The 22125-nt window shown below is 62.5% G+C and carries 20 protein-coding genes; 11 read left to right on the plus strand and 9 right to left on the minus strand.

Annotation, left to right across the window (positions count from 1 at the left end; translation table 11 throughout):
• Positions 1-116 precede the first annotated feature (116 nt).
• Positions 117-2147, minus strand: coding sequence for a DNA repair helicase YoaA (gene yoaA, locus NX775_RS05420; protein ID WP_258835042.1), 2031 nt, complete (start codon positions 2145-2147; stop codon positions 117-119).
• A gap of 120 nt (positions 2148-2267) precedes the next feature.
• A complete protein-coding gene (locus NX775_RS05425) occupies positions 2268-2468 on the minus strand; it encodes a YdcH family protein (protein ID WP_183555433.1) in 201 nt (66 codons plus the stop codon).
• 193 nt (positions 2469-2661) lie between these two features.
• Here NX775_RS05425 and NX775_RS05430 point away from each other — a divergent pair, with 193 nt between their 5' ends.
• Positions 2662-3426: a PP2C family protein-serine/threonine phosphatase gene (locus NX775_RS05430; RefSeq protein WP_258835043.1), complete on the plus strand. Its 765-nt coding sequence runs from the start codon at positions 2662-2664 to the stop codon at positions 3424-3426.
• On the opposite strand, the gene NX775_RS05435 is transcribed toward NX775_RS05430, so the two are convergent.
• From NX775_RS05435 to NX775_RS05460, 6 genes are all read right to left on the minus strand, one after another.
• Positions 3423-4109, minus strand: a complete 687-nt coding sequence (locus tag NX775_RS05435; protein ID WP_258835044.1) for a hypothetical protein — start codon at positions 4107-4109, stop codon at positions 3423-3425. The two genes, NX775_RS05430 and NX775_RS05435, sit on opposite strands and share 4 nt — an antisense overlap.
• 29 nt (positions 4110-4138) lie before the next feature.
• Positions 4139-5236 carry a cell division protein ZapE gene (gene zapE, locus NX775_RS05440; RefSeq protein ID WP_183555436.1) on the minus strand — a complete coding sequence of 366 codons (1098 nt, stop codon included), beginning with the start codon at positions 5234-5236 and terminating at the stop codon, positions 4139-4141.
• Between the two features lie 91 nt (positions 5237-5327).
• Complete coding sequence (gene lpdA, locus NX775_RS05445; protein ID WP_258835045.1) at positions 5328-6758, minus strand: dihydrolipoyl dehydrogenase; 1431 nt, start codon at positions 6756-6758, stop codon at positions 5328-5330.
• Positions 6759-6773: 15 nt separating this feature from the next.
• Positions 6774-7127, minus strand: a complete 354-nt coding sequence (locus tag NX775_RS05450) for a PspC domain-containing protein (protein WP_183555438.1) — start codon at positions 7125-7127, stop codon at positions 6774-6776.
• A gap of 54 nt (positions 7128-7181) precedes the next feature.
• Positions 7182-8459 carry a 2-oxoglutarate dehydrogenase complex dihydrolipoyllysine-residue succinyltransferase gene (odhB, locus tag NX775_RS05455; RefSeq protein ID WP_258835046.1) on the minus strand — a complete coding sequence of 426 codons (1278 nt, stop codon included), beginning with the start codon at positions 8457-8459 and terminating at the stop codon, positions 7182-7184.
• A gap of 75 nt (positions 8460-8534) precedes the next feature.
• Entirely contained in the window at positions 8535-11390 is a 2856-nt protein-coding gene (locus NX775_RS05460; RefSeq protein ID WP_258835047.1) for a 2-oxoglutarate dehydrogenase E1 component, read from the minus strand.
• A 417-nt stretch (positions 11391-11807) separates the two neighbouring features.
• Between NX775_RS05460 and NX775_RS05465 the strand changes: the two genes are divergently transcribed.
• The 6 genes from NX775_RS05465 to NX775_RS05490 all read left to right on the plus strand — a co-directional run bounded on the left by NX775_RS05465 (position 11808) and on the right by NX775_RS05490 (position 17910).
• Complete coding sequence (locus NX775_RS05465; RefSeq protein ID WP_258835048.1) at positions 11808-12440, plus strand: PepSY-associated TM helix domain-containing protein; 633 nt, start codon at positions 11808-11810, stop codon at positions 12438-12440.
• Between the two features lie 51 nt (positions 12441-12491).
• The gene (locus tag NX775_RS05470; protein ID WP_258835049.1) at positions 12492-13001 is read left to right on the plus strand and encodes a DUF2271 domain-containing protein; all 510 of its coding nucleotides are present in this window, start codon (positions 12492-12494) and stop codon (positions 12999-13001) included.
• 21 nt (positions 13002-13022) lie between these two features.
• Complete coding sequence (locus tag NX775_RS05475; protein ID WP_258835050.1) at positions 13023-13841, plus strand: DUF4198 domain-containing protein; 819 nt, start codon at positions 13023-13025, stop codon at positions 13839-13841.
• Between the two features lie 15 nt (positions 13842-13856).
• Positions 13857-14864: an FAD:protein FMN transferase gene (locus NX775_RS05480; RefSeq protein WP_258835051.1), complete on the plus strand. Its 1008-nt coding sequence runs from the start codon at positions 13857-13859 to the stop codon at positions 14862-14864.
• Positions 14865-14882: 18 nt separating this feature from the next.
• Positions 14883-16226: a sulfite reductase subunit alpha gene (locus tag NX775_RS05485; protein WP_258835052.1), complete on the plus strand. Its 1344-nt coding sequence runs from the start codon at positions 14883-14885 to the stop codon at positions 16224-16226.
• A gap of 571 nt (positions 16227-16797) precedes the next feature.
• Positions 16798-17910, plus strand: coding sequence for a toll/interleukin-1 receptor domain-containing protein (locus tag NX775_RS05490; protein WP_258835053.1), 1113 nt, complete (start codon positions 16798-16800; stop codon positions 17908-17910).
• Between the two features lie 113 nt (positions 17911-18023).
• Here NX775_RS05490 and NX775_RS05495 read toward each other — a convergent pair whose 3' ends face one another.
• Complete coding sequence (locus tag NX775_RS05495; RefSeq protein WP_258835054.1) at positions 18024-18305, minus strand: DUF427 domain-containing protein; 282 nt, start codon at positions 18303-18305, stop codon at positions 18024-18026.
• Between the two features lie 325 nt (positions 18306-18630).
• Between NX775_RS05495 and NX775_RS05500 the strand changes: the two genes are divergently transcribed.
• The 4 genes from NX775_RS05500 to NX775_RS05515 are packed head-to-tail and all read left to right on the plus strand — an operon-like array spanning position 18631 to position 22098.
• On the plus strand, positions 18631-19128 hold the full coding sequence (locus tag NX775_RS05500) for a Cif family virulence factor (protein ID WP_258835055.1): 498 nt from the start codon (positions 18631-18633) through the stop codon (positions 19126-19128).
• 38 nt (positions 19129-19166) lie between these two features.
• Positions 19167-20201, plus strand: coding sequence for a sensor histidine kinase (locus NX775_RS05505; protein WP_258835056.1), 1035 nt, complete (start codon positions 19167-19169; stop codon positions 20199-20201).
• Positions 20198-20947: a LytR/AlgR family response regulator transcription factor gene (locus NX775_RS05510; protein ID WP_258835057.1), complete on the plus strand. Its 750-nt coding sequence runs from the start codon at positions 20198-20200 to the stop codon at positions 20945-20947. The genes NX775_RS05505 and NX775_RS05510 overlap by 4 nt, the downstream gene beginning before the upstream one ends.
• Positions 20944-22098: an acyltransferase family protein gene (locus tag NX775_RS05515; protein WP_258835058.1), complete on the plus strand. Its 1155-nt coding sequence runs from the start codon at positions 20944-20946 to the stop codon at positions 22096-22098. Before NX775_RS05510 ends, NX775_RS05515 begins: the two co-directional genes overlap by 4 nt.
• Positions 22099-22125: the final 27 nt, after the last annotated feature.

Below are 22125 nucleotides of genomic sequence, written 5' to 3' on the forward strand. Positions count from 1 at the left end.
TGATCCGGGACGCCGAATGCCGCTTTGACACGCCGCCATGCGCGATAACTTAGCGAATTGACAAGCAGCATGGCAAGAGCGGCAACGGCCGAACAACCACGCTCACGATCTGGCGCTCAAGCACCCGTGCCGGCGTCGCTGTCATCGGGTTCTGCCGCCGCCGGATCGAAGAAGCGCAGCACGTCTTCCTGCACCCGCGTGCGCTTGAACGACGGCAGGCTTTGCCAGATGCGGCGGCCGTACGGTTTGGTGATGAGGCGCGGATCGCAGATCATCAGCACGCCCCGGTCGTCGACGTCGCGGATCAGGCGCCCTGCCCCCTGCTTGAGCGTGATGATCGCCTCGGGCAACTGGTGGTGCATGAAGCCGTTGAGGCCCTGCTTTTCCATGACCTCGATGCGCGCGGCCAGCACCGGATCGTCCGGCGGCGCAAACGGCAGCTTGTCGATGATCACGAGCGACAGCGCATCGCCGCGCACGTCGACACCTTCCCAGAAGCTCTGGCTGCCCACCAGCACGGCATTGCCAGCCGTGCGGAACGAATCGAGCAATTCGGTGCGGCCACGCTCGCCCTGCACGAACAGCGGAAAATCCCAGCCGCGCTCGGCAAACTCGACCCGCAGGCGTTCCGCCACCTTGTTCACGGCGCGAATCGTCGTGCACAGGAAGAACGTGCGCCCGCCGGCCGCCTTGATCACCGGCAGCGCCGCGTCGACGACGGCGTCGGTGTAGACCGCCGCCTGCGGTTCCGGCAAGCCGGTCGGCACGTACAGCAAGCCCTGGTTCACGTAGTCGAACGGGCTCGGCCAGGTCTTGGCCGGCTCGCCCGTCAGGCCCAGCTGGTCGGAGAAATGCTTGAAGTCGTTTTTGACGGCCAGCGTTGCCGACGTGAAGATCCAGCTGCGCGGCGTGCCTTCGCGCTGGTTGGAAAAGATCGGCGCGATCGACAGCGGCGTCTTGTGCAACTGCAGCGACGATGCGAACGCTTCGGCCCACAGCACGGCCTGCTCGGCAGCCGGGGCCTTGGCGTCGGGCTTCCAGCCGTCGATGGCGGCGGCAAGATCATGCGCCCGCACGCGGCAGGCTTCGATGGTTTCGGCGCGCGCGGCGTTTTCTTCGAGCACGGTGATCATGCCCGCCAGCTCGGCCTTGAGCTTGTCGAGCGCCGGGAAGAATTGCGATGTCGGCATGATCTGCGGCAGCGACAGGCGCAGATTGCCTTCGCCAAATGCCAGGCGCAGGTCGCGCGCCGCTTTCTCGACGACGGTGACGACCTTGGCCCAGTCCGGGCCGCCACGCGCATGCGCCAGGCCTTCGGCCAGCACGTCGCGGCACAGTTCGAGCACTTGCGAGGTCGACACCGACTGGCCAAAGAACAGCGTCGCCGTGTCGGGCAGCTGGTGCGCCTCATCGAAGATGATGGTGTTGGCCGACGGCAGCAGCTCGGCCACGCCGGTGTCCTTCAGCGCCACGTCGGCAAAGAACAGGTGGTGGTTGACGACGACGATGTCGGCCTGCTGCGCTTCGCGCCGCGCTTTCATGACGAAACAGTCCTGGTAGTACTGGCACTCGGCGCCCATGCAGGTGTCGCGCGTGGACGTGACGAGGTTCCAGACCGTGGCGGTTTCCGGCACCTTGGCCAGCTCGGCTTTGTCGCCCGAGTTGGTCATTTTGATGAAGCGCGAGATTTCGCGCAGGTGGCCGACGTCGTCGCGTGAGGTCAGGCGGCCATTCTGCAGCGTGCGCTCAAGGTGGAAATGGCAGACGTAGTTCGAGCGGCCCTTGAGCAGCGCTACCGAGACCGGCGCGCGCAGCGCGGCGCGGATGGTCGGGATGTCGCGCATGAACAACTGGTCCTGCAGGTTCTTGGTGCCGGTCGAGACGATCGTCTTGCCGCCCCACAGCAGCGCCGGGACCAGGTAGGCGAAGGTCTTGCCGGTGCCCGTACCGGCCTCGGCCATGAGCACCTGCTGGTTGTCGATGGCGTGGGCGACGGCCTTGGCCATCTCGGTCTGGGCCTGGCGTGGCTTGAAGGTGCCGACGGCGGGCGCGAGCGGGCCGCCCGCACCGAACAGGCGGTCGAGGTCAGCGTCGTACTTGCCAGCAGGGATAGCGGAGTCGGTCGACGCGGCGGAATGTGCTTCCACGGCGCCAGTGGCCGACCCAGCCGTCCCGACCGGCTCTGCGGCAGGGCCGGGAACAGGGAGATGGTCGGTCAATGTATGTGTCGTAACTTATCTTGAAGAAACGTGGCTTGCAGCAATGGCTCAGGCCGGGATATCGGGGACCAGCTGCATCTTCAGCAGCGTAATATGATCTTTGAGCTGTAGTTTACGCTTTTTGAGGCGGCGCAGTTGTAACCCGTCGGCGTGGCCGTCTGCCGTCAACATGGAGATGACGGCATCGAGGTCGCGGTGTTCCACATCGAGTTCAATAATACGGCGCTGGATGTCCTGGACATCGATCATGATGGTCTGTTCCAAACAGTGTTTACAGATGGGATTGCGGGAATGGGAGCCGGTCGGCGCTGGCACAGCGGGCCTTCCAGTATTGCCTTAAGCAAATCTTCTTGCTTGTTGGTTGGTTCTCGGTGCATAGTTTAATCCACGCGGTCATTGCCGCCAACAAAGATTGGCGTTAGGCCTAAGAAAACAAGCATTTATGACTTCCTACAGGATCGAAGCGGGTACCGCGCAACACATCGGTAACCGCCCCCAACAAAACGATCGCGCCGCCCTGTTGACGGGCGCGCGCGCGCCCGGCTACGTGCTTGCGGTGCTGTCTGACGGCATCGCCAGCCCGGCCGGGGCCGAACAGGTACTGCACACGGCGCGCCAGGTGTTCGACGAATTCAAGCCGGGCGACCACCCGGACATCGAGCGCCTGGCCCAGTTGCTGCACGAGATCATCAGCGAAACCCACACGGTGATCAAGATGAACGCCATCGCCGGCAAAACCGAACTCCACGCCAGCTTCGTCGGCCTGGTCATCAGTCCGCATGGCGAGGCGGTCTGGGCCCACGTGGGCGACTCGCGCCTGTATCGCTTCGAGCACGACAAGTGCGCGATGCGCACGAGCGATGTCGCCTATGTCGAGCACCTGATTTCGAGTGACCGCCTGCCAGCCGATGCGGCGCGCAACCACCGCCGCTCCAAGCTGCTGCTCAATGTACTGGGAAACAGCCGCAAGGAGCCGTTCGTTACGACAGGCAGCCACACGGGCCTGGTCGCCGGCGACAGCTTTTTGCTCGGCTCCGATGGCCTGTGGCACTTCTTCACCGACGCCGAACTGGCCGCCGTGACCGCCAAGTCCACGCCGCGCCAGGCCGCCGAAAAGCTCATCAGCAAGGCCGGCGAACGCTCTCAGGGCAAGGGTGGCAATTGCACCATGGCCATCGTCAAGCTGGTCAAACCGGCCAGCGCTTAGTTGCTCGCTGCAGGCGGCTGGCCTGCCTTCTTTGCCGCGTCGTCAGCCGCGCGTTTGGCGGCCTTTGCCTCGCGCTCGGCAACCCGGCGCGCGACCTGCTTCTGGCGCTCGATCGATTCCACACGCCGCGCTTCGGCCGCCGCCACATTCTGAGCCGCCCTGGCTTGTGCGCTCTCGGCGCGCGCCGCATTCTCCTGCAGGCGTTTGGCGCGGGCTGCGCTCGACTCCGCCGGCGTCGTGCGCGGGGCAGGCATGGCAGTGCTGGGGGGCGCCTTGACTGGCGGTGGATTGGCCGCCAGTTCGGCTTCTTCTTTCTGGAACGCGGCTTCGGCCACGGCCAGGGCGCGGTCGCGCTCATCGACCTTGGCCTGGCGCAAGTAGCGCGACGCTTCGATCTCGATGGCGCGCTGCTCGAGCAGGGCCACGCGCTGCTGCTCGCGCGCTTCGTCCAGACAATTGTTGACGAAGAATTTGTCGTAGCAGACCACTTCGCGCTCGGCGTAGCGGGTTTCAATGGCGCGGCGCTCGGCGGCCACGGCTGCCAGGCGCTGTTCGGCCTGCGCGGTCGAGGTCGATGCGGGTGGTGGCACCTCCGGCGCGGCCGGCTGTGTCGTAGAGCAGGCCGCCAGCAGGCTTGCCAGGGCCAGCAGCGCGCCTGCGCGCAGCGTGGTAATGCGTGTCATGTGGATCCTTGTTGTCGTGCCTGGCCGGTTCAGGCGATCTTGTCGGCCGCGCCGCGCCGCTCGGAGAGCATGTATTCGCGCGACTGCATCTCGATGATACGCGATACGGTCCGGTGGAATTCATTGGCCAGCTGGCCCTGCGTGTAGAGTTCTTCGGGCTCGACCGCCGCGGACATGATCAGCTTGACCTTATGGTCGTAGAACACGTCGATCAGCCAAGTGAAGCGGCGCGCTTCGGACGACTGGCCCGCCGACATTGCCGGGATACCGGACAGCACCACCGTGTGGAACTGGCTGGCCAGTTCCAGGTAATCGTTCTGCGAGCGCGGGCCGCCGCACAGCGTGGCGAAGTCGAACCAGATGACGCCGCCGGCACGGCGCAGTGCGCGGATTTCACGGTTCTCGATGTGCACGATCGGCGCTTCGTCGGCGATGTCGGCCACCTTGGCATAGGCGTCGCGCAGGGCGCGGTCGGACGCGGCATTGAGTGGCGTGTAATACGCCTCGACCTGCTCGAGCGCGCGCTTGCGGTAATCGTTGCCGGCATCGACGTTCAGCACGTCCAGCTTGTCCTGCAGCAGCGCGATGGTCGGCAGCATGCGGTCGCGGTGCAGGCCGTCCGGGTACAGCGTCGACGGCTCGTAGTTCGACGTCATCACGAAGCTCACGCCATTGTCGAACAGCGCCTTGAGCAGGTTGTACAGGATCATCGCATCGGCGATGTCCGAAACGTGGAATTCATCGAAGCAGATCAGCCGGTATTTCTTGGCGATGCGCTTGGCCACTTCGTCGAGCGGATCGGCCACGCCTTTCAGTTCATCCAGTTGCCCGTGGACAGCGCGCATGAATTCGTGAAAGTGCAGGCGCGTCTTGCGCACCACCGGCACGACCGAATAGAACGAGTCCATCAGGAACGATTTGCCGCGCCCCACCCCGCCCCACATGTAGACGCCCTTGGGCACCGTGGGACGGTTGATCAGGCGCTTGAAAGCGGACGACCGCTGGGCCTTGTAGGCGACCCAGTCGTCGTACGCCTGCTGCAGGCGGTCCACCGCCATTTGCTGCGCGGGGTCGGACGTGAAACCACGCGCGTTAAGCTCGTGTACATAATATTCTTGAACGTTCATGGGATACCGATAAAAACATGGGGTGGACGGCGACGCCGTCCACCCCATGGAATTCACGCGCCGGCAAGCATGCCGGCGAAGTTTCTGCTGCTTAGAAGTTCAGCGAACGCTTGTCCACCGCCAGAGCGGCTTCTTTGGTGGCTTCCGACAGCGACGGGTGCGCGTGGCAGATGCGGGCGATGTCTTCGGCCGAGGCCTTGAATTCCATCGCGACGACGGCTTCCGAAATCAGCTCGGACGCCATTGGGCCCACGATGTGCACGCCCAGGATTTCGTCAGTCGTGGCATCGGCCAGGAACTTGACCATGCCCGACGTGTCGCCCAGTGCGCGCGCACGGCCGTTGGCCATGAACGGGAACGTACCGGCCTTGTAGGCGATGCCTTCGGCCTTGAGCTGCTGCTCGGTCTTGCCGACCCACGAGATCTCTGGCGACGTGTAGATGACCCAAGGAATCGTGTTGAAGTTGACGTGACCATGCTGGCCGGCGATACGCTCGGCCACGGCAACGCCTTCTTCTTCGGCCTTGTGCGCCAGCATCGGGCCGCGCACGACGTCGCCCACTGCCCACACGCCCGGCAGATTGGTGCGGCACTCATCGTCGACCACGACAAAGCCGCGCTCGTCGAGCTGCACGCCCACGGCTTCGGCGTTCAGGCCGATCGTGTTCGGCACGCGGCCGATCGAGATGATCAGGCGGTCGAACGTGGTGCTCTGTTCGGCGCCGGTGCTGTCGGCATACGCCACGGTGACGTTGTTCTCGCCCTTGGTGATCGCGCCGATCTTGCAACCGAGGTTGATTTTGAGGCCCTGCTTGACGAACAGCTTGTGCGCTTCTTTGGCGATCTGCTCATCGACGGCGCCGAGGAAGGTCGGCAGACCTTCGAGCACGGTCACGTCAGCGCCGACACGGCGCCAGACGCTGCCCATTTCGAGGCCAATGACGCCGGCGCCGATCACGCCCAGCTTGCTTGGGACTGCATCGATCGCCAGTGCACCCACGTTCGACAGGATCAGTTTCTCGTCGAATTCGGCGCCTGGCAGCTGGCGTGCGTTCGAACCGGTCGCGATGACCACGTTCTTGGCGGTCAGCGTGTCGGTGGTCGGGCCGCTGACGTTAATGGTGTAACCGCCTTCAGCAGTGCCGGCGAACGCGCCGCGGCCGTGGAAGAAGCTGACCTTGTTCTTCTTGAACAGGAACAGGATGCCGTCGTTGTTCTGCTTGACGATCGTGTCCTTGCGACCCAGCATCTTGCCCAGGTCGAGTTCGAGGCCCGAAACGTTAATGCCGTGGTCGGCAAACGCGTGACCGGCGTGCTCGAAGTGCTCCGACGACTGCAGCAGTGCCTTCGACGGGATGCAGCCGACGTTGGTGCAGGTGCCGCCCGGGGCAGGCTTGCCGGCGGCGTTGCTCCATTCGTCGATACAGGCAACCTTGAAGCCCAGCTGGGCTGCGCGGATGGCAGCAATGTAACCGCCAGGACCGCCGCCGATGACGACGACGTCAAATTGTTTATCGCTCATTACATGATTCCTTTTTTATTCTTCCGGAACAAATACCCACAGCAGCAGGTAGATCAGGATGCCGAAGCCGAACGTCAGGACGAACAGCACGAAGATCAGGCGCCAGACCCACGACTCGAGGCCATAGGTGCGCGCCAGGCCGCCACACACGCCACCGAGCCAGCGATCGAGCCGCGTGCGGCGCAGGCCGCTGAGCAGGTCGTCGCGGTGCGTGTCGAACGATGAGCCGCTCTTGAACACGCTCTCCTTCGTCAAGCTGACCGTGGACGCGCCGGACAGAATGCGCGCCTTGGCCTGCTCGAATTCGGCGTCGGTCAGCGCGCCGGCCTGGTGCAGCTCGTGCAGCCGCTTGATTTCGTCTGACAGCATGTCGTTCTCCGGCAAACTATGGCCGGCGCCACGGGGCGCCGGCCAGGTTGAGACTTACAGGTCCAGCAGCAGGCGGGCCGGATCTTCCAGCGCATCCTTCATCGCGACCAGGCCCAGGACGGCTTCGCGGCCGTCGATGATGCGGTGGTCATACGACATGGCCAGGTAGTTCATCGGACGGATCACGATCTGACCGTTTTCGACAACCGCACGGTCCTTGGTCGCGTGCACGCCCAGGATGGCCGACTGTGGCGGGTTGATGATCGGGGTCGACATCATCGAGCCGAACACGCCGCCGTTCGAGATCGAGAACGTACCGCCGTTCAGATCGTCCAGGGTCAGCTTGCCTTCTTTGGCTTTCTGGCCGAATTCACCGATTTTCTTTTCGATGTCGGCGATCGACATCTGGTCGGCGTTGCGCAGGATCGGCACCACCAGGCCACGTGGCGAACCGACAGCGATACCGATGTCGAAGTAGCCGTGGTAGACGATGTCATTGCCGTCGACCGACGCGTTCAGTACCGGATACTTCTTCAGTGCGGCAACGGCAGCCTTGACGAAGAACGACATGAAGCCCAGCTTGACGCCGTGTTCTTTCTCGAACTTGTCCTTGTACTTGTTACGCAGGTCCATGACTGGCGCCATGTTCACTTCGTTGAACGTGGTCAGGATGGCGTTCGTCGACTGCGATTGCAGCAGGCGCTCGGCGATACGGGCGCGCAGGCGGCTCATCGGCACGCGCTCTTCCGGACGGTCGCCCTGGCTGGCAGGCGCGGCGGCAGCGACTTGCTGCAGTGGCGCTTTGGCAGGTGCAGGTGCTGCAGCTGGTGCAGGCGCAGCGGCTGGCTTGTTGGCAACGGCGGCCAGGGCGTCGCCCTTGGTCACGCGACCGTCACGGCCCGAACCATCGACGCCGGCGGCGTTCATGTTGTTGTCAGCCAGGATCTTGGCAGCGGCAGGCATTGCCACGCCGGCTTTCGACTGGTTCGAGGCCGCTTCCGGGGCTGCTTGCGATGGCGCGGCAGCGATCGGTGCGTTTGGCGCGGCCGATGGAATGGCTTTCACTGGCAGCGGGCTGGTCTGCGCCGATGCTTCGGTGTCGATGACGGCAATGACTTCACCGGCGACGACGGTTGCGCCGTCGGCCTTGAGCAGTTGCACGATCACGCCGGCGCTTGGCGCTGGCAGTTCCAGGACCACCTTGTCGGTCTCGATGTCGATCATGTTCTCGTCGCGCTCGACGGACTCGCCGACTTTCTTGTGCCAGGACAGCAGGGTCGCTTCAGCAACCGATTCCGACAATACAGGGACCTTGACTTCGATTTGTGCCATTTAAAACTCCAGTAATTATTCTTTGCAAGAAACCCCGACGCGCTGCGCCGGGGTCGTGGTCTTACTTATTGTTGATCACTTCGTCAGGATGAAGCCCTTGAGCTTCGAGAACGCCGTCTCCAGCAGTTCTTTCTGCTGCGCGATGTGCTTGTCGGCATAACCGACCGCAGGCGAAGCCGAGGCGGGACGGCCGGCGTACGCCAGGCGCTGGCCATCTTCCATGCCTTCGAAGATGTTGTGCTGGATCTGGAACCAAGGACCCTGGTTTTGCGGCTCGTCCTGCACCCACACCACTTCGCCAGCGTTCGGGAACTTTTTCAGTTCGGCGCCAAACGATTTGTGCGGGAACGGGTACATCTGTTCCATGCGGATGATCGCGGTGTCGGTGACAGCGCGCGCCTTGCGTGCATTGACCAGGTCGAAGTAGACCTTGCCCGAGCAGACCAGCACGCGCTTGACCTTCGATGCGTCGATCTTCTCGTCGCATTCGCCGATCACGGTCTGGAAACCACCCTTGGCCAGGTCGGTCAGCGGCGAACCGGCATCCTTGTTACGCAGCAGCGACTTCGGCGTGAAGATGACCAGAGGCTTGCGGAACTGGCGCACCATCTGGCGACGCAGCAGGTGGAAGATCTGGGCGGCGGTCGTTGGCTGGACCACTTGCATATTGTTGTCTGCGCACAGTTGCAGGAAACGCTCGATACGTGCCGACGAGTGCTCCGGACCCTGGCCTTCGTAGCCGTGTGGCAGCATCATGACCAGGCCCGACGCGCGGCCCCACTTCACTTCGCCCGAGGCGATGAACTGGTCGATGACGACTTGCGCGCCGTTGACGAAGTCGCCGAACTGGGCTTCCCAGATCGTCAGCGTGTTCGGTTCGGCGGTCGAGAAACCATACTCGAACGCGAGCACGGCTTCTTCGGACAGCACCGAGTCGATCACGGTGAAGTTGGCCTGGTTCTCGGACACATTGGCCAGTGGCAGGTAGATGCCCTGGTCCCAACGCTCACGGTTCTGGTCGTGCAGCACGGCGTGGCGGTGCACGAACGTGCCGCGACCGGCATCCTGGCCCGACAGGCGGATGGCGTAACCCGACGACAACAGCGACGCGTAGGCCAGGTGTTCGCCCATGCCCCAGTCGAGGTTGACTTCGCCGCGGCCCATATTGGCGCGGTCAGCCAGCACCTTGTCGACCAGCGAGTGCGGCTTGAAGTTTTCTGGCGTCGTGGTGATGCGTTGCGCCAGGCGCTTCAGTTCGGTGAGCGGCACGGCGGTATCGGCCGCGTCGGTCCACTTCTTGTTCAGGAACGGCGCCCAGTCGACGGCGTACTTGTTCTTGAAGTTGGTCAGCACCGGATCGACCGTGTGCTTGCCGGCGTCCATCGCATCGCGGAACGCAGCAACGAGCTTGTCGCCGCCGTCGGCTTCGATGGTGCCCTGCGCTGCCAGCTTTTCGGCGTACAGCTTGCGGGTGCCTGGGTGCTTGGCGATCTTCTTGTACATCAGCGGCTGGGTCAGCGCTGGCGTATCCTGCTCGTTGTGGCCCAGCTTGCGGTAGCAGATGATGTCGACCACGACGTCCTTGCCGAATTCGGCGCGGTAGTCGAGCGCGATCTGGCTGGCCAGCACGACGGCTTCAGGATCGTCGGCGTTCACGTGCAGCACCGGTGCTTCGATCATCTTGACGACGTCCGAGCAGTACAGCGTCGAGCGCGCATCGCGCGGATCCGACGTCGTGAAACCGATCTGGTTGTTGATGACGATGTGGACCGTACCGCCCGTACCGTAGCCGCGGGTCTGCGCCAGGTTGAGGGTTTCCATGACCACGCCCTGGCCGGCGAATGCAGCATCGCCGTGCACCAGGATCGGCAGCACTTCCTTGCCCTTGCGGTCGCCACGGCGTTCCATACGCGCCTTGACCGAACCTTCGACGACCGGGTTGACGATCTCGAGGTGGGACGGATTGAACGCCAGCGACAGGTGGACCGGGCCGCCCGGCGTGGTGATGTCGCTCGAGAAGCCCTGGTGGTACTTGACGTCACCGGCTGGCAGGTCGTCGGCGTGCTTGCCTTCGAATTCTTCGAACAGGTCGGCCGGGCTCTTGCCCAGGGTGTTGACCAGGACGTTCAGGCGGCCGCGGTGGGCCATGCCGATAACGATTTCCTGGACGCCCTTTTCACCGGCGCGCTGGATGACTTCGTCCATCGACGCGATGAACGATTCGCCACCTTCGAGCGAGAAGCGCTTGGCGCCGACGTACTTGGTGTGCAGGTAGCGCTCGAGGCCTTCGGCCGCGGTCAGGCGCTCGAGGATGTGTTTTTTCTTTTCAGCCGAGAAGGTCGGGGTCGAACGGATCGATTCCAGACGCTCTTGCAGCCAGCGCTTTTCGGTCGGGTCGCTGATGTACATGAACTCGGCACCGATCGAGCGGGTGTACGTGTCACGCAGCATGTTCAGGATATCGCGCAGTGGCGCGGTTTCTTGACCGAAATACGTATTGGTGATGTTGAAGACCGTGTCCATGTCGGACTCGGTGAAGCCGTAGAACGCAGGATCGAGTTCGGGCAGCAGTGGACGTTCCTGGCGCTGCAGGGGATCCAGGTTGGCCCAGCGAGAACCGAGGTAACGGTAGGCGGCGGTGATCTGGGTCACGGCGACGCGTTTGCGGCCCAGTTCGGAGTCAGCCGAGGCGACCACGGTGCGGATCGGGCCCTGCTTGGCGCGTTCGGCGAACGACGCAATGACCGATGAATGGACGACGTCAGGACGGTTCGAGCCATCGACGGCCGGCACGTGCTGCATCTGGTCGAAGTAGGCGCGCCAGTTTTCTGGGACCGACGTCGGATTGTCCAGATAGGCCTCGTACAACTCTTCCACGTACGGGGCATTGCCGCCGAACAGGTATGAGTTGGCGTTTTGTTGTTGCATCATTCTTGCTCACCTTTCTTTTCGCGCTTCGCGAGGGTTGGGCGGGTTATTTAACCTTCCGCGACACGGCCTGACCGTTTAGCGGATTGCACTTCAAGACATCAAGTTGTGGGGGAAGGACTGTTTCAGTACCGATACATGTGCAAAATCCTGCCTGCTTGCGCTCATGATTGTAACGCATGATCCCATGCAGGGCAGATTACATTCCTAGAATAATTTATTACCAAATGTGTTTTTGAACACTCACACCACACCGGCAAATGTGCGGTTGTCGTCAATACCACGTTGACCTTGTAAATGATAATCGTTATCATTTATCGCATGTCTACCTCTGCCCCGTCCCCTGATGTTGTCCCGCCAGTGTTACCGGCATCGGCCAAAGCAACCAGCACGCCCACCCCCGCCCCCGCTACTGGCGGCATGCCCCAGCGCCTCCCGGGCGCGGGCCGCGCCATGTTTCTCAAACAGTTGCACCAATGGCACTGGATCAGCTCGGCCATCTGCCTGATGGCGATGCTGCTGTTCAGTTTTACCGGGCTGACGCTGAACAACGCGGCGCTGATCAAGGCCACGCCCGAGGTCACCCGCCTGAAAGCCACGTTGCCGGCGCCACTGGTTCCCGAATTCAGGCAGTGGGCCGAAGAACATGCCGACGCCAAGGTGCCGCTGCCCAGCAGCATCGCCGACTGGACCAACAGCGTGTTCCCTGTCGATGTACGCGGCCAGCGCGCCGAATGGACCGAAGAAGACGCCTACATCGCCCTGCCCCGCCCCGGCGGCGACGCCTGGCTGCGCATCGCGGTCGACGGCAGCGCCGAATTCGAGCGCACCGACCGCGGCTGGATCTCGTGGCTCAACGACATGCACAAGGGCCGCAACACGGGCGCCGTCTGGAGCTGGTTCATCGATATTTTTTCGGTCGCCTGCATCGTGTTCTGCATCACGGGCTTTTTGATCATGAAATACCACGCGGCCAACCGGCCATCGACCTGGCCGGTGATCGGCTTCGGCATCGTGCTGCCCGCCGTGCTGGCGTTGTTGTTTGTCCACTGAAGTTTGCTAACTGAGCGTTCCACCGATTTTCAACCTGAGAGAAGACCAAGAATGAAACTGTCCCACTCGCTCGTCCTGACCCTGCCGCTCGTTTCCGGCTGGGCCGTGGCCGCCGACCTGTCCGTCAAGTTCGACCTGCCGCAACTGAACGTGGCCGAATACCACAAGCCGTATGTGGCGATCTGGCTCGAACGCGCCGACCAGAGCGTCGCGGCCAATCTCGCCGTGCTGTACGACCTGAAAAAGGACGCCGCCGGCGACAAATGGGTCAAGGACCTGCGCACATGGTGGCGCAAGGCCGGGCGTGACGCCAAGTTTCCGCTCGATGGCGTCAGCGGCGCCACGCGTCCTGCCGGCAGCCAGACGATGAAATTCGACGACGCCAAGCACGGCCTCGACAAACTGCCGGCCGGCGACTACAAGCTGGTCGTGGAAGCATCGCGCGAAGCGGGCGGGCGTGAACTGGTCAAGGTGCCGTTCACGTGGACCGGCAAGGGCAAGGTCGCAGCGAATGCGGCCGGCAAGGAAGAACTGGGCGCCGTCGCCCTCGAACTCCAATAACAACAACCCAGAGAGAATCCCATGCACAACCGTATCCTCAAGGGCGCCCTGCTCGGCCTGGCACTGGCCGGCATGTCGATGAGCGCGCAGGCGCACCGCGGCTGGCTGCTGCCCAGTGCGGCCATGGTCGAAGCAAAGGAACCGTGGGTCACGCTCGACGGCGCGATCTCGGAAGGCCTGTTCGAATTCCACCACGTGCCGCTGCGCCTGGACAACTTGACGATCACGGGGCCCGATGGCGTGACGACCAAGGCCGAAGGCGCCGTGCTCGGCAAATTCCGCAGCACGATCGACATCCGCCTGCCGAAGGACGGCACCTACCGCCTGGCCATTGTCAGCAACAACGTGATGGGCAGCTACAAGCTGGGCGGCGAGGTCAAGCGCTTCCGCGCCGTCGAAGGCACACCGGGCGCGCAAGTGCCGGCCGGCGCCACCGACGTAACCACCAGCACCACGCACACGCGCCTGGAAACCTTCGTCTCGGCCAATGACATGAACGACACGGCGCTCAAGCCAAGCGGCGTCGGTCTCGAAATGGTCCCGGTCACCAATCCATCCGACCTGCGCGCGGGCGAGCCGATTACCTTCCGCTTCCAGCTCGACGGCAAGCCGCTGCCGAACTTCCCGTTCAGCATGGTTCCGGGCGCCGTCAAGTACCGCGGCACGCTGGGCGAGCTGCGCTTTACCACTGACGCCAAGGGCGAGGTCAAGTTCACGGTGCCGGAAGCGAATATGTACTGGCTCTCGGCCAAGTTCCCGCTCGAGACGCAGAAAGGTCCGCCAGCGCCGGGCGCGAAGCGCTACAGCTACACGGCCACGCTCGACGTTCTGCCGCAGTAAGGGCACACGGGCTCGATGCGCACCATTCTTGTTCCCCTGAACGTCGACGCGGCCATGCCGCCCGGTGGCAGCACGCTGTTCAACACGGCCGGCACGTCGATGGGCACGACCTGGTCGGCGCGGCTGATGCTGCCGCCGGGCGCCGATGGCGCCGTGCTCACCGCCGCGCTGCAAGGTGAGCTGGACGAGATCGTTGCGCAAATGAGCCACTGGGACGAAGACTCCCTCCTGTCGTACTACAACCGCGCCCCGGCCGGCAGCTGGCACGCGCTGCCGCCGCAGTTCTTTGCGGTCGCTGAATATGCGCTGCAAGTGGCAGGCGACAGCAGCGGCGCTTACGATCCGGCCGCCGGCGCGCTCGTCGATTTGTGGGGCTTTGGCGCCCACGGGCGGTATGACCAGCCGGGGTTCCAGGCGCCGCAGGCAGGACTTGTCGACAAGTTCCTTTCGCACCGAGTTGAGCGTCAGCCGGTGCTCGACCATGCCGGGCGGCGCCTGCTGCAACCGGGCGGTGCGATCCTGGATTTCTCGTCAGTCGCCAAGGGGTATGCGGTCGATCGCATGGCCGCCTGTCTCGAGGATCGCAGCGTGCGCCATTTCGTCGTCGAAGCGGGCGGCGAATTGCGCGGCGCCGGGGTCAAGCCGGATGGCCAGCCGTGGTGGGTCGAGGTCGAGGGCGTGCCGGATTGCGAGGCTATCGGGCAGACGATCGTTGCCCTGCACGGGCTGGCGATCGCCACCTCGGGCGACTACCGGCGCAGCTTTCAATATGGCATGCGGCGCATGGCGCACACGCTCGATCCGCGCAGCGGCTACCCGGTGGATCACGATCTAGCCTCGGTCACGGTGCTGGCATCGACCTGCATGGCGGCCGACGCGCTGTCCACTGCGCTGACGGTGCTGGGGCCTGATGATGGGCTGGCGTTTGCGGAACAACGCGGGATTGCGGCGCGCTTTCTCGTGCGCGCCGGAGCCGGCTTGAAAGAAACCACGACGGGCGCCTGGCGCTTGATGATGCAATGATGCTCCAATGATGATGCAATGATGTTGACGATCGAACCGCTGCGCTGGGGCAGCGCCTTGGCGCTGTCCGGCGCCTATCTTGCGATGTGCCTGGGCCTGTGGCGCATGCATCTGGCGAAGGCGCGCCCCAGCAGCGTGGCCGCCGACTGGCTCGTGGTCTACGCGAGCCAGACCGGCAGCGCAGAATTTCTGGCCGAACGGACGGCCGCCACGCTGGCGCTCGGGGGCCTGGACGCGCGCGCAGCCTGCATCTCGACGCTCGACCTGGCAACCCTATCGGGCGCCAGCCGCATCCTGTTCGTCTGCAGCACCTACGGCGAAGGCGACGCGCCCGATCCCGCCGCGCGCTTTGCCACGCAGACGATGGACGCGACGCCGGACCTGTCGCAGCTGCACTTCGGCATGCTGGCCCTGGGCGACATCACGTACACCAACTACTGCGGCTTCGGCCGCGCACTCGATGCCTGGCTCCGTGAGCGCGGCGCAACGAGCCTGTTCGAGCGGATCGACGTCGATCGCGGCGCGCCAGAAGCGCTGGCCGCATGGCAGCACCGCCTGAGCCACCTGGCCGGTACCAGTGACGCACCGGACTGGGAAGCACCCGCCTACGGCGCGTGGCGCGTCGCCGAGCGCACGCTGCTCAACCCCGGCAGCGCTGGCGCACCGCTGTACCGCCTCGCGTTGGTGCCGCAGGATGGCGCGCTGCCGGCGTGGGAAGCGGGCGACCTGGCGCAAGTGAGCGCGCCGGCTGACCCGGCGCATCCGCGCGAGTACTCGATTGCCTCGGTACCCGCAGAAGGCCAGCTCACGCTGCTGGTGCGATTGCAGCAGCGCGCCGACGGGACACCGGGCGCAGCGTCCGGCTGGTTGTGCACGGACGCGCTTGCGACAGACACGATCCGGCTGCGGGTGCGCGCGCATGCACGCTTCCGGCTGGGTGAGAATGCGCTGCGGCCCCTGATCGCGATCGGCAACGGCAGCGGGCTGGCCGGCCTGCGCGCACTGCTCAAGGCGCGCATCGACGCTGGTACCCACGACAACTGGCTTCTGTTCGGCGAGCGCAATGCAGCCCACGATTTCCTGTGCCGGGGCGAACTGGAAGAGTGGCGCGACAGCGGCGCACTCACCCGCCTCGACCTGGCGTTTTCGCGTGACGGGAGCACGGCGCGTTATGTCCAGCATCTGGTTGCCGCGCAAGCTGACCTCTTGCGCCAGTGGGTGCAGGATGGCGCGGCGATCTATGTCTGCGGCAGCCTGCAGGGGATGGCCGGTGGCGTGCATGACGCACTGGTCGAGGTGCTGGGCGCGGCCACGGTTGAGGCCATGATGGGCGATGGGCGGTACCGGCGGGACGTGTACTAATGCCCTGATTAAGTTTTATTTTCTGCTCAGCCGCTTTCTTTTCGGTTATTACTCACTGAGCATATTATGGGTGGGCTCGAGTATGGATGAGCAATTAGGTCACACACCAAACAATAAATTTCGATATAAGACAATAACATTTGACACAAGAGGCCAAGGCAGACATGCTTCTCGGGAAGTTTCGCTTTTTTCCAGAAGCGTATCTTACCAACCTACCTAAAGAGAACAACCTTGCAAAATCAATCGCAGCGACTTGTCATTGATGTGACGTACTCAAATGATGATACAGGAGCGAAAACGACGCTGAACAGCGTGAAGAATGCAATGGGTAGCGATATTACTGATAGCTTCCGTGCGTACGCTGTGCAACAAGGTTTTTCGCTCATTACGTCGGATGGGTTGGCTACCGCGGCGGGTGAATACGCACGGGCGCACGCCTAGACCCTCCCTTGATGGTAGCCGGGCACAAGGCCTTTAAAAACTTCGCAACCTGCCAGAATCAGAACGGAATGTCAGGCGTATTTGGCTGTGCCCAAATTTTAAAAACCGAAGGTTTAGATCTTAATATCCCATGAAAAGAGTACTCACCGTTGGCCTGAAGTACACAGGAAGCCAAATTGAAGGCGTTGAATTCGAAAATTTTGGATTGTGTCGACCAACTATCGACCCAGATCGCGCTGCATTTCCGTTGTACGAATATGACGTTATTGTGATCAATCCAGAAAGCTACTCTCATTTCCTTTTTGGAACAGCAGGCGAGTTCTCCGGCTCACCGAACGAACTTAGTGATTTGAAAAGGAAAAATGACCAATACGATCTGGATACGGCGTATGACAGTGCGGATCGGGAGAACGAACTTGTTGCGGCAATCGAGAGTGGTACCACAATCGTATGGTGTCTTTCTCAACCTAAACGAATGAATTTCTTCGGCTACCGTGAAACCTCATATGGCTATGCAGCGCCAGTGGTAGCGAGCTTGGTGAAGCGTGGCGACCTGAAAGTCAAAAAGGGGCGTCGTATACGTATGGTCGACCTTGAAAGCCCTTTTGCCAGATATTTCGATTCCTTGACAAAAACTGGATGGAGTCTTTGCCTTGCTGACAACGAGCATGAGGGATACAGTTCGATTGCGTTAACGCCGGAAGGCTATAGCCTCGGCGGTAAACTCGTAGCTGGCTCCACTGTTGGTTGGATTCTTACCCCGCCCTCGTCAGAAGATTCCACAAATAGGCTCATTCTTGACGCATTGGAATTGGAAAAAGGTCCTCTGCATCAAGAAAAATATCATGGAATTTTCTTGAGCCACACAAGTGCTGACAAACCATTCGTTCGACAACTTCGAAAAGATCTTTTGGAACGTGGCGTACCAAAAGCATGGTTAGACGAAGCGGAAATTGAAATTGGTGATTCGCTAATTGCTAAGATTGAAGAAGGGATGAAACAAACTCGTTACATTGGGGTTGTTTTATCGGCCAAGTCAGTAAATGCTCCATGGGTTAAAAAGGAGCTTGAGATAGCAATGAACCGCGAAATTGCCAGCGGAGAAGTCGTTGTATTGCCTTTGGTTTATGAAAAATGTCCGTTGCCCGGATTTCTAGAGGGAAAACTATACGGCGACTTCTCTGACCCAGATGAATATGAAAATGTATTAGAAAAGCTGCTAAGACGTCTTAGGATTAAGTAGTGCTATTAAAATTAATGCTATTAGTCAAGCACTGATTTCCGCTTGGCTAATAGCGGGCACAAAACTGGCGACTACCAAGAATGATGTAATGTAGCAAGCCTTGGCTCATCGCGTTAGGGCTTCACATCCACACCCTTCCAGAACGCGATGTGGCCAGTAATATTTGACGCGGCGGACTTTGGTGTGGCGTACACCCACGCCGCATCCTTGTTGACCTTGCCGTTCACCTCGATATTGTAGTAGCTCGCGGTCCCCTTCCAGGGACAGTTGGTTGTTGTACTCGAGTCGCTGAAAAACTGGCGGTTTAAAGAGGCGGGGGGAAAATAATGGTTCCCTTCGACGACGACCGTATCGTTCGACTGCGCCAGCACTTCACCATTCCATATTGCTTTCATATGCACTCCGGTAGCGCTTCGGATCTGAAGCGCGGACCAGTCTACACCGGTTGCGCGAAAAAGTTGATGCGGATGTTTGTGCGACGAGTGCGCGCATAGCGGGGTCACGCATAGCGGGGTCAGGTCTGACATTCAGACACGGGCTCTGCGATGATCTAGCCCGTTCATTTTTCGAGAGCATCTTGAGAAGCCAGTGGTTTCCTTGAAATTCCCTCGATTCAGGCTCAACCCTTTCGTCGCAGGGTATGCACGGGTCGGCGCATTCCACTGGACCGCTGTGCGACTGCTGCCTAAGGTGGAAACTTTCCACCCCCCGGGAGTTTCCATGCGCGTTCTACTGTCTTCCCTTCTTCTCACACTTTGCCTGGCGAGTGCCGCACATGCCGCCGAAGGCACCGCCCCAGGCGGCCGAGCGGCAGACGTGGCGGCGATCCACGCGGTCATCGATCAATTCAAGGCGGCGATCATCGCTCATGACGGCAAGACCCTCGGCAGCCTGTTCCTGCAAGACCACGACAGCTGGCTGTCGGTGGCCGACGAGGCGGTCTGGGCCAAAGTCAAGGCGCGCAATCCGAAGGCACGCAAAGTGGTTTCTTCGAGCTGGAAGAAGTTCGCCGAATTCATCCAGACGGCAGACAAGCCGATCGAAGAACGTTTCTACAACGTGCGGGTCGACACCAATGGCGCCGTCGCCTCGGTATGGTTCGATTTCGACTTTCTTGACGACGGCAAGGTGACCAACCGCGGCAGCGAGAGCTGGCAAATGGTGCGCGCGGAAGATGGTTGGAAGATCAGCTCGATGCTGTTTTCCATGGGCGACTGAAACGCTAGAATAGCAACCTTACAATTCGAAAAGCCGGCATGAAAGTCGAAACGCCCCTGTTCGTCCCCGTGCTGGCCGCCCTGCCGGTCGCCGCCTGCATGGCCATCCTCGGGCTGCCTGTCTTCGGCTACGAGTATGCTGCGGCCTTCCGCAGCTTGTACTTCGTTGCCTGCCTGGTGTGGTTGATTCCGCTGGCGCTGCTGCAGCGCGCCATGTGGCGCTGTGACTGGCCGTGGCTGCGCATGGCGCTGGTGCTGCTGGCCGCCAGCTACGCCATGTCCATCCTGAACGCCGTGCTGGGACAGGGCCTGGGCATCTGGCTCGGGCTGCAAAAGCACTACCGCTGGAATGAACTGGCCGAGGGTCTGGACGGCTGCTGGTTGGCCCTGATCGCGTTCTGCGCCGTGCATGCAGTGGCAGCCTACTACCTGTCGCTGCAGCAAGTGCGCCTGCATCTGGCCCAGGCGCAGGCCGCAGCGCGCGACGCCCAGCTGCGCGCGCTGCGCCTGCAGGTCAACCCCCACTTCCTGTTCAACTCCCTGAACGCGATTTCCGCGCTCGTGTCGGCCCAGTCCAACCGTGAAGCCAACCGCATGCTCGGCTGCGTGGCCGACTTCCTGCGCGCCACCCTTGCGCACGACGGCCGCCACGAGCATTCGCTGGCGGAAGAACTGGCCCTGCTCGACGCCTACCTCAAGATCGAACAGGCACGCCTTGGCGAACGCCTGTGCCTGAATATGAAAGCCGGTCCGGACCTGCTCGACAACGTCATGCCCTACCTGATGCTGCAGCCCCTGGTCGAGAACGCGATCCGTCACGGCATCGCGCCGCTGTCCGTTCCCGGGCGGCTCGACATCCGTCTTGAGCATGTCGGCGGGCGCCTGATGGTCGAGGTGCGCAACGACGGTCAGCAGCCGGCCCAGCCGGGCTGCGGTATCGGCTTGGCCAACGTGAGGGAACGCTTGCGCCACCTGTACGGCGACGATCAGGAAGTCGAGGCGGGATGGGGACAGGACGGCCGCTTCGGCGTGCGTATCGCCCTGCCGCTACGCAGCATGGAGGCGGCGGCATGAGCATACGGGTCGTCATTGTCGACGACGAACCGCTGGCCCGGCTGGCGGTCAAGCTCAGGCTGGCGCGGCGCAGCGGCTTCGCTCTCGTCGGCGAGTTCGGTGACGGGGACAGCGCGCATGCCGGCATCCTGGCGCTGCGGCCCGACCTGGTGTTCATCGATGTCGAGATGCCGGGCAAGACCGGGCTCGAGGTACTGGCCACGCTGCCGCCAGCGCAGCGGCCGATGGCGATCCTGCTGACCGCCTACGACAGCTTCGCCCTGCAGGCGTTCGATCTGGCCGCCCTGGATTACCTGCTCAAGCCGGTCGATGACGAACGCCTGGACGAAGCCCTGGACCGCGCGCAGCAGGCCTTTCCTTATCGCGCCCACGGCCGTACGTTGCCACCAGCCGCGCCGGCGCTGCGCAGCTTTACCGTGCGTGTCGGCGCGCGCACGGTGCTGGTGCCGGTGGCGCAGGTCGAGCGCATCGAGGCCGACGGCGACTACGCCACCCTGCATGCGAACGGCAAGACCTGGCTGGTTCGCGAGCGCCTGCACAACCTGGCCATACAGCTCGATGCGCGCCAGTTCCACCGTGTGCACCGCTCGACCATCGTGCGGCTGGACATGATCGCCGAGCTGCGCTCGCTGACCAATCGCGACGCCCTGCTGCGCCTGCATGACGGCAGCGTGCTGCGCGCCAGCCGCACCTATATGCCCGCCCTGGCGGAAGCACTACGACACCTCGACAAGACATCCGCATGACGCAGCTTCAATCCCCTTCCGCCCGGCTCGCCGGGCTGGACACCCTGCGCGCGCTCGCCATCGCGCTGGTCCTGATGTCGCACTACCAGGGCTTCGTCAGCCACGCGCCGACCTTCGGCATCATGGGGAAAATCGGCTGGGCCGGCGTCGACCTGTTTTTCGTGCTGAGCGGTTACCTGATCGGCAATCAGCTGCTGGCACCGGCCGCGCGTGGCGATCACCTAAATCTGAAAACCTTCTTCGCACGCCGCTTGCTGCGCACGCTGCCGAATTACTACGCGGTGCTGGCCGTGTACCTGCTGCTGCCGGATAGTCCCATCGCTGGCAAGAGCATGGCCCCGGTCTGGCAGTTCCTTACCTTTACCCAGAACTTCGGTTTGAACTACGGGGAAACGTTCACGCACTCGTGGTCACTGTGCATCGAAGAGCAGTTTTACCTGGTGTTCCCGCTGGCAGTGCTGGTACTGGTGGGCAGTGAGCGCTCGCCGCGCCTGCTCTGGTGCGCCCTCTTTGCCGCCATCGGCACCGGCATGACGGTGCGCGGCATGGCGTTCCTGGATGGGATGGATGCCTTTGCGGCGCCGGTGTACTACTCGAGCTTTTCCCGCTTCGACGAATTGCTGCCCGGTGTCGCCATCGCGATGCTGAAGAATTTCCATCCGGCGGCCTTTGCACGCATCCTGCGCCACGGGAATGCGCTGCTGGTAGCGGGCCTGGCGATGTCGGCCGCTGTGCTGTACGGAATAACGAACGACGTGCCGACCGCTTTTGCGGCATCCACCTTCGGATTTTCACTGGTTGCTGCCAGCTTCGCGCTGCTGACCTGTTCGGCGCTCAGCCCCGGCTCGATCCTGAACCGGGCGCGCATTCCCGGCGCGGCCAGCCTGGCCCTGTGGTCCTACGCCATCTACCTGGTGCACAAGCCGGTGTTCATGGCCTTGCGGCCGGAATTGATCAGCAGGCGCATCGATCCCGGCGCGTCCTTGACCATTGCAGCGGTCATGGCGGCCGGCATCCTGGGCGGCTGGGTGCTGTACCGCGTGATTGAGACGCCGTTCATGCAACTGCGGGCGCGCTGGTATCCGGCTGGCACATCAACGACGCATCACGCGGGCGCGGCGATGCCCGCCGGTCATTCGATCAGGGGCTAGTCCAAAAAGGCTGAACAGTCGCCGCCA

Origin of the sequence: Massilia aurea, assembly GCF_024753205.1 — a bacterium.
Lineage (GTDB): Bacteria > Pseudomonadota > Gammaproteobacteria > Burkholderiales > Burkholderiaceae_D > Telluria > Telluria aurea.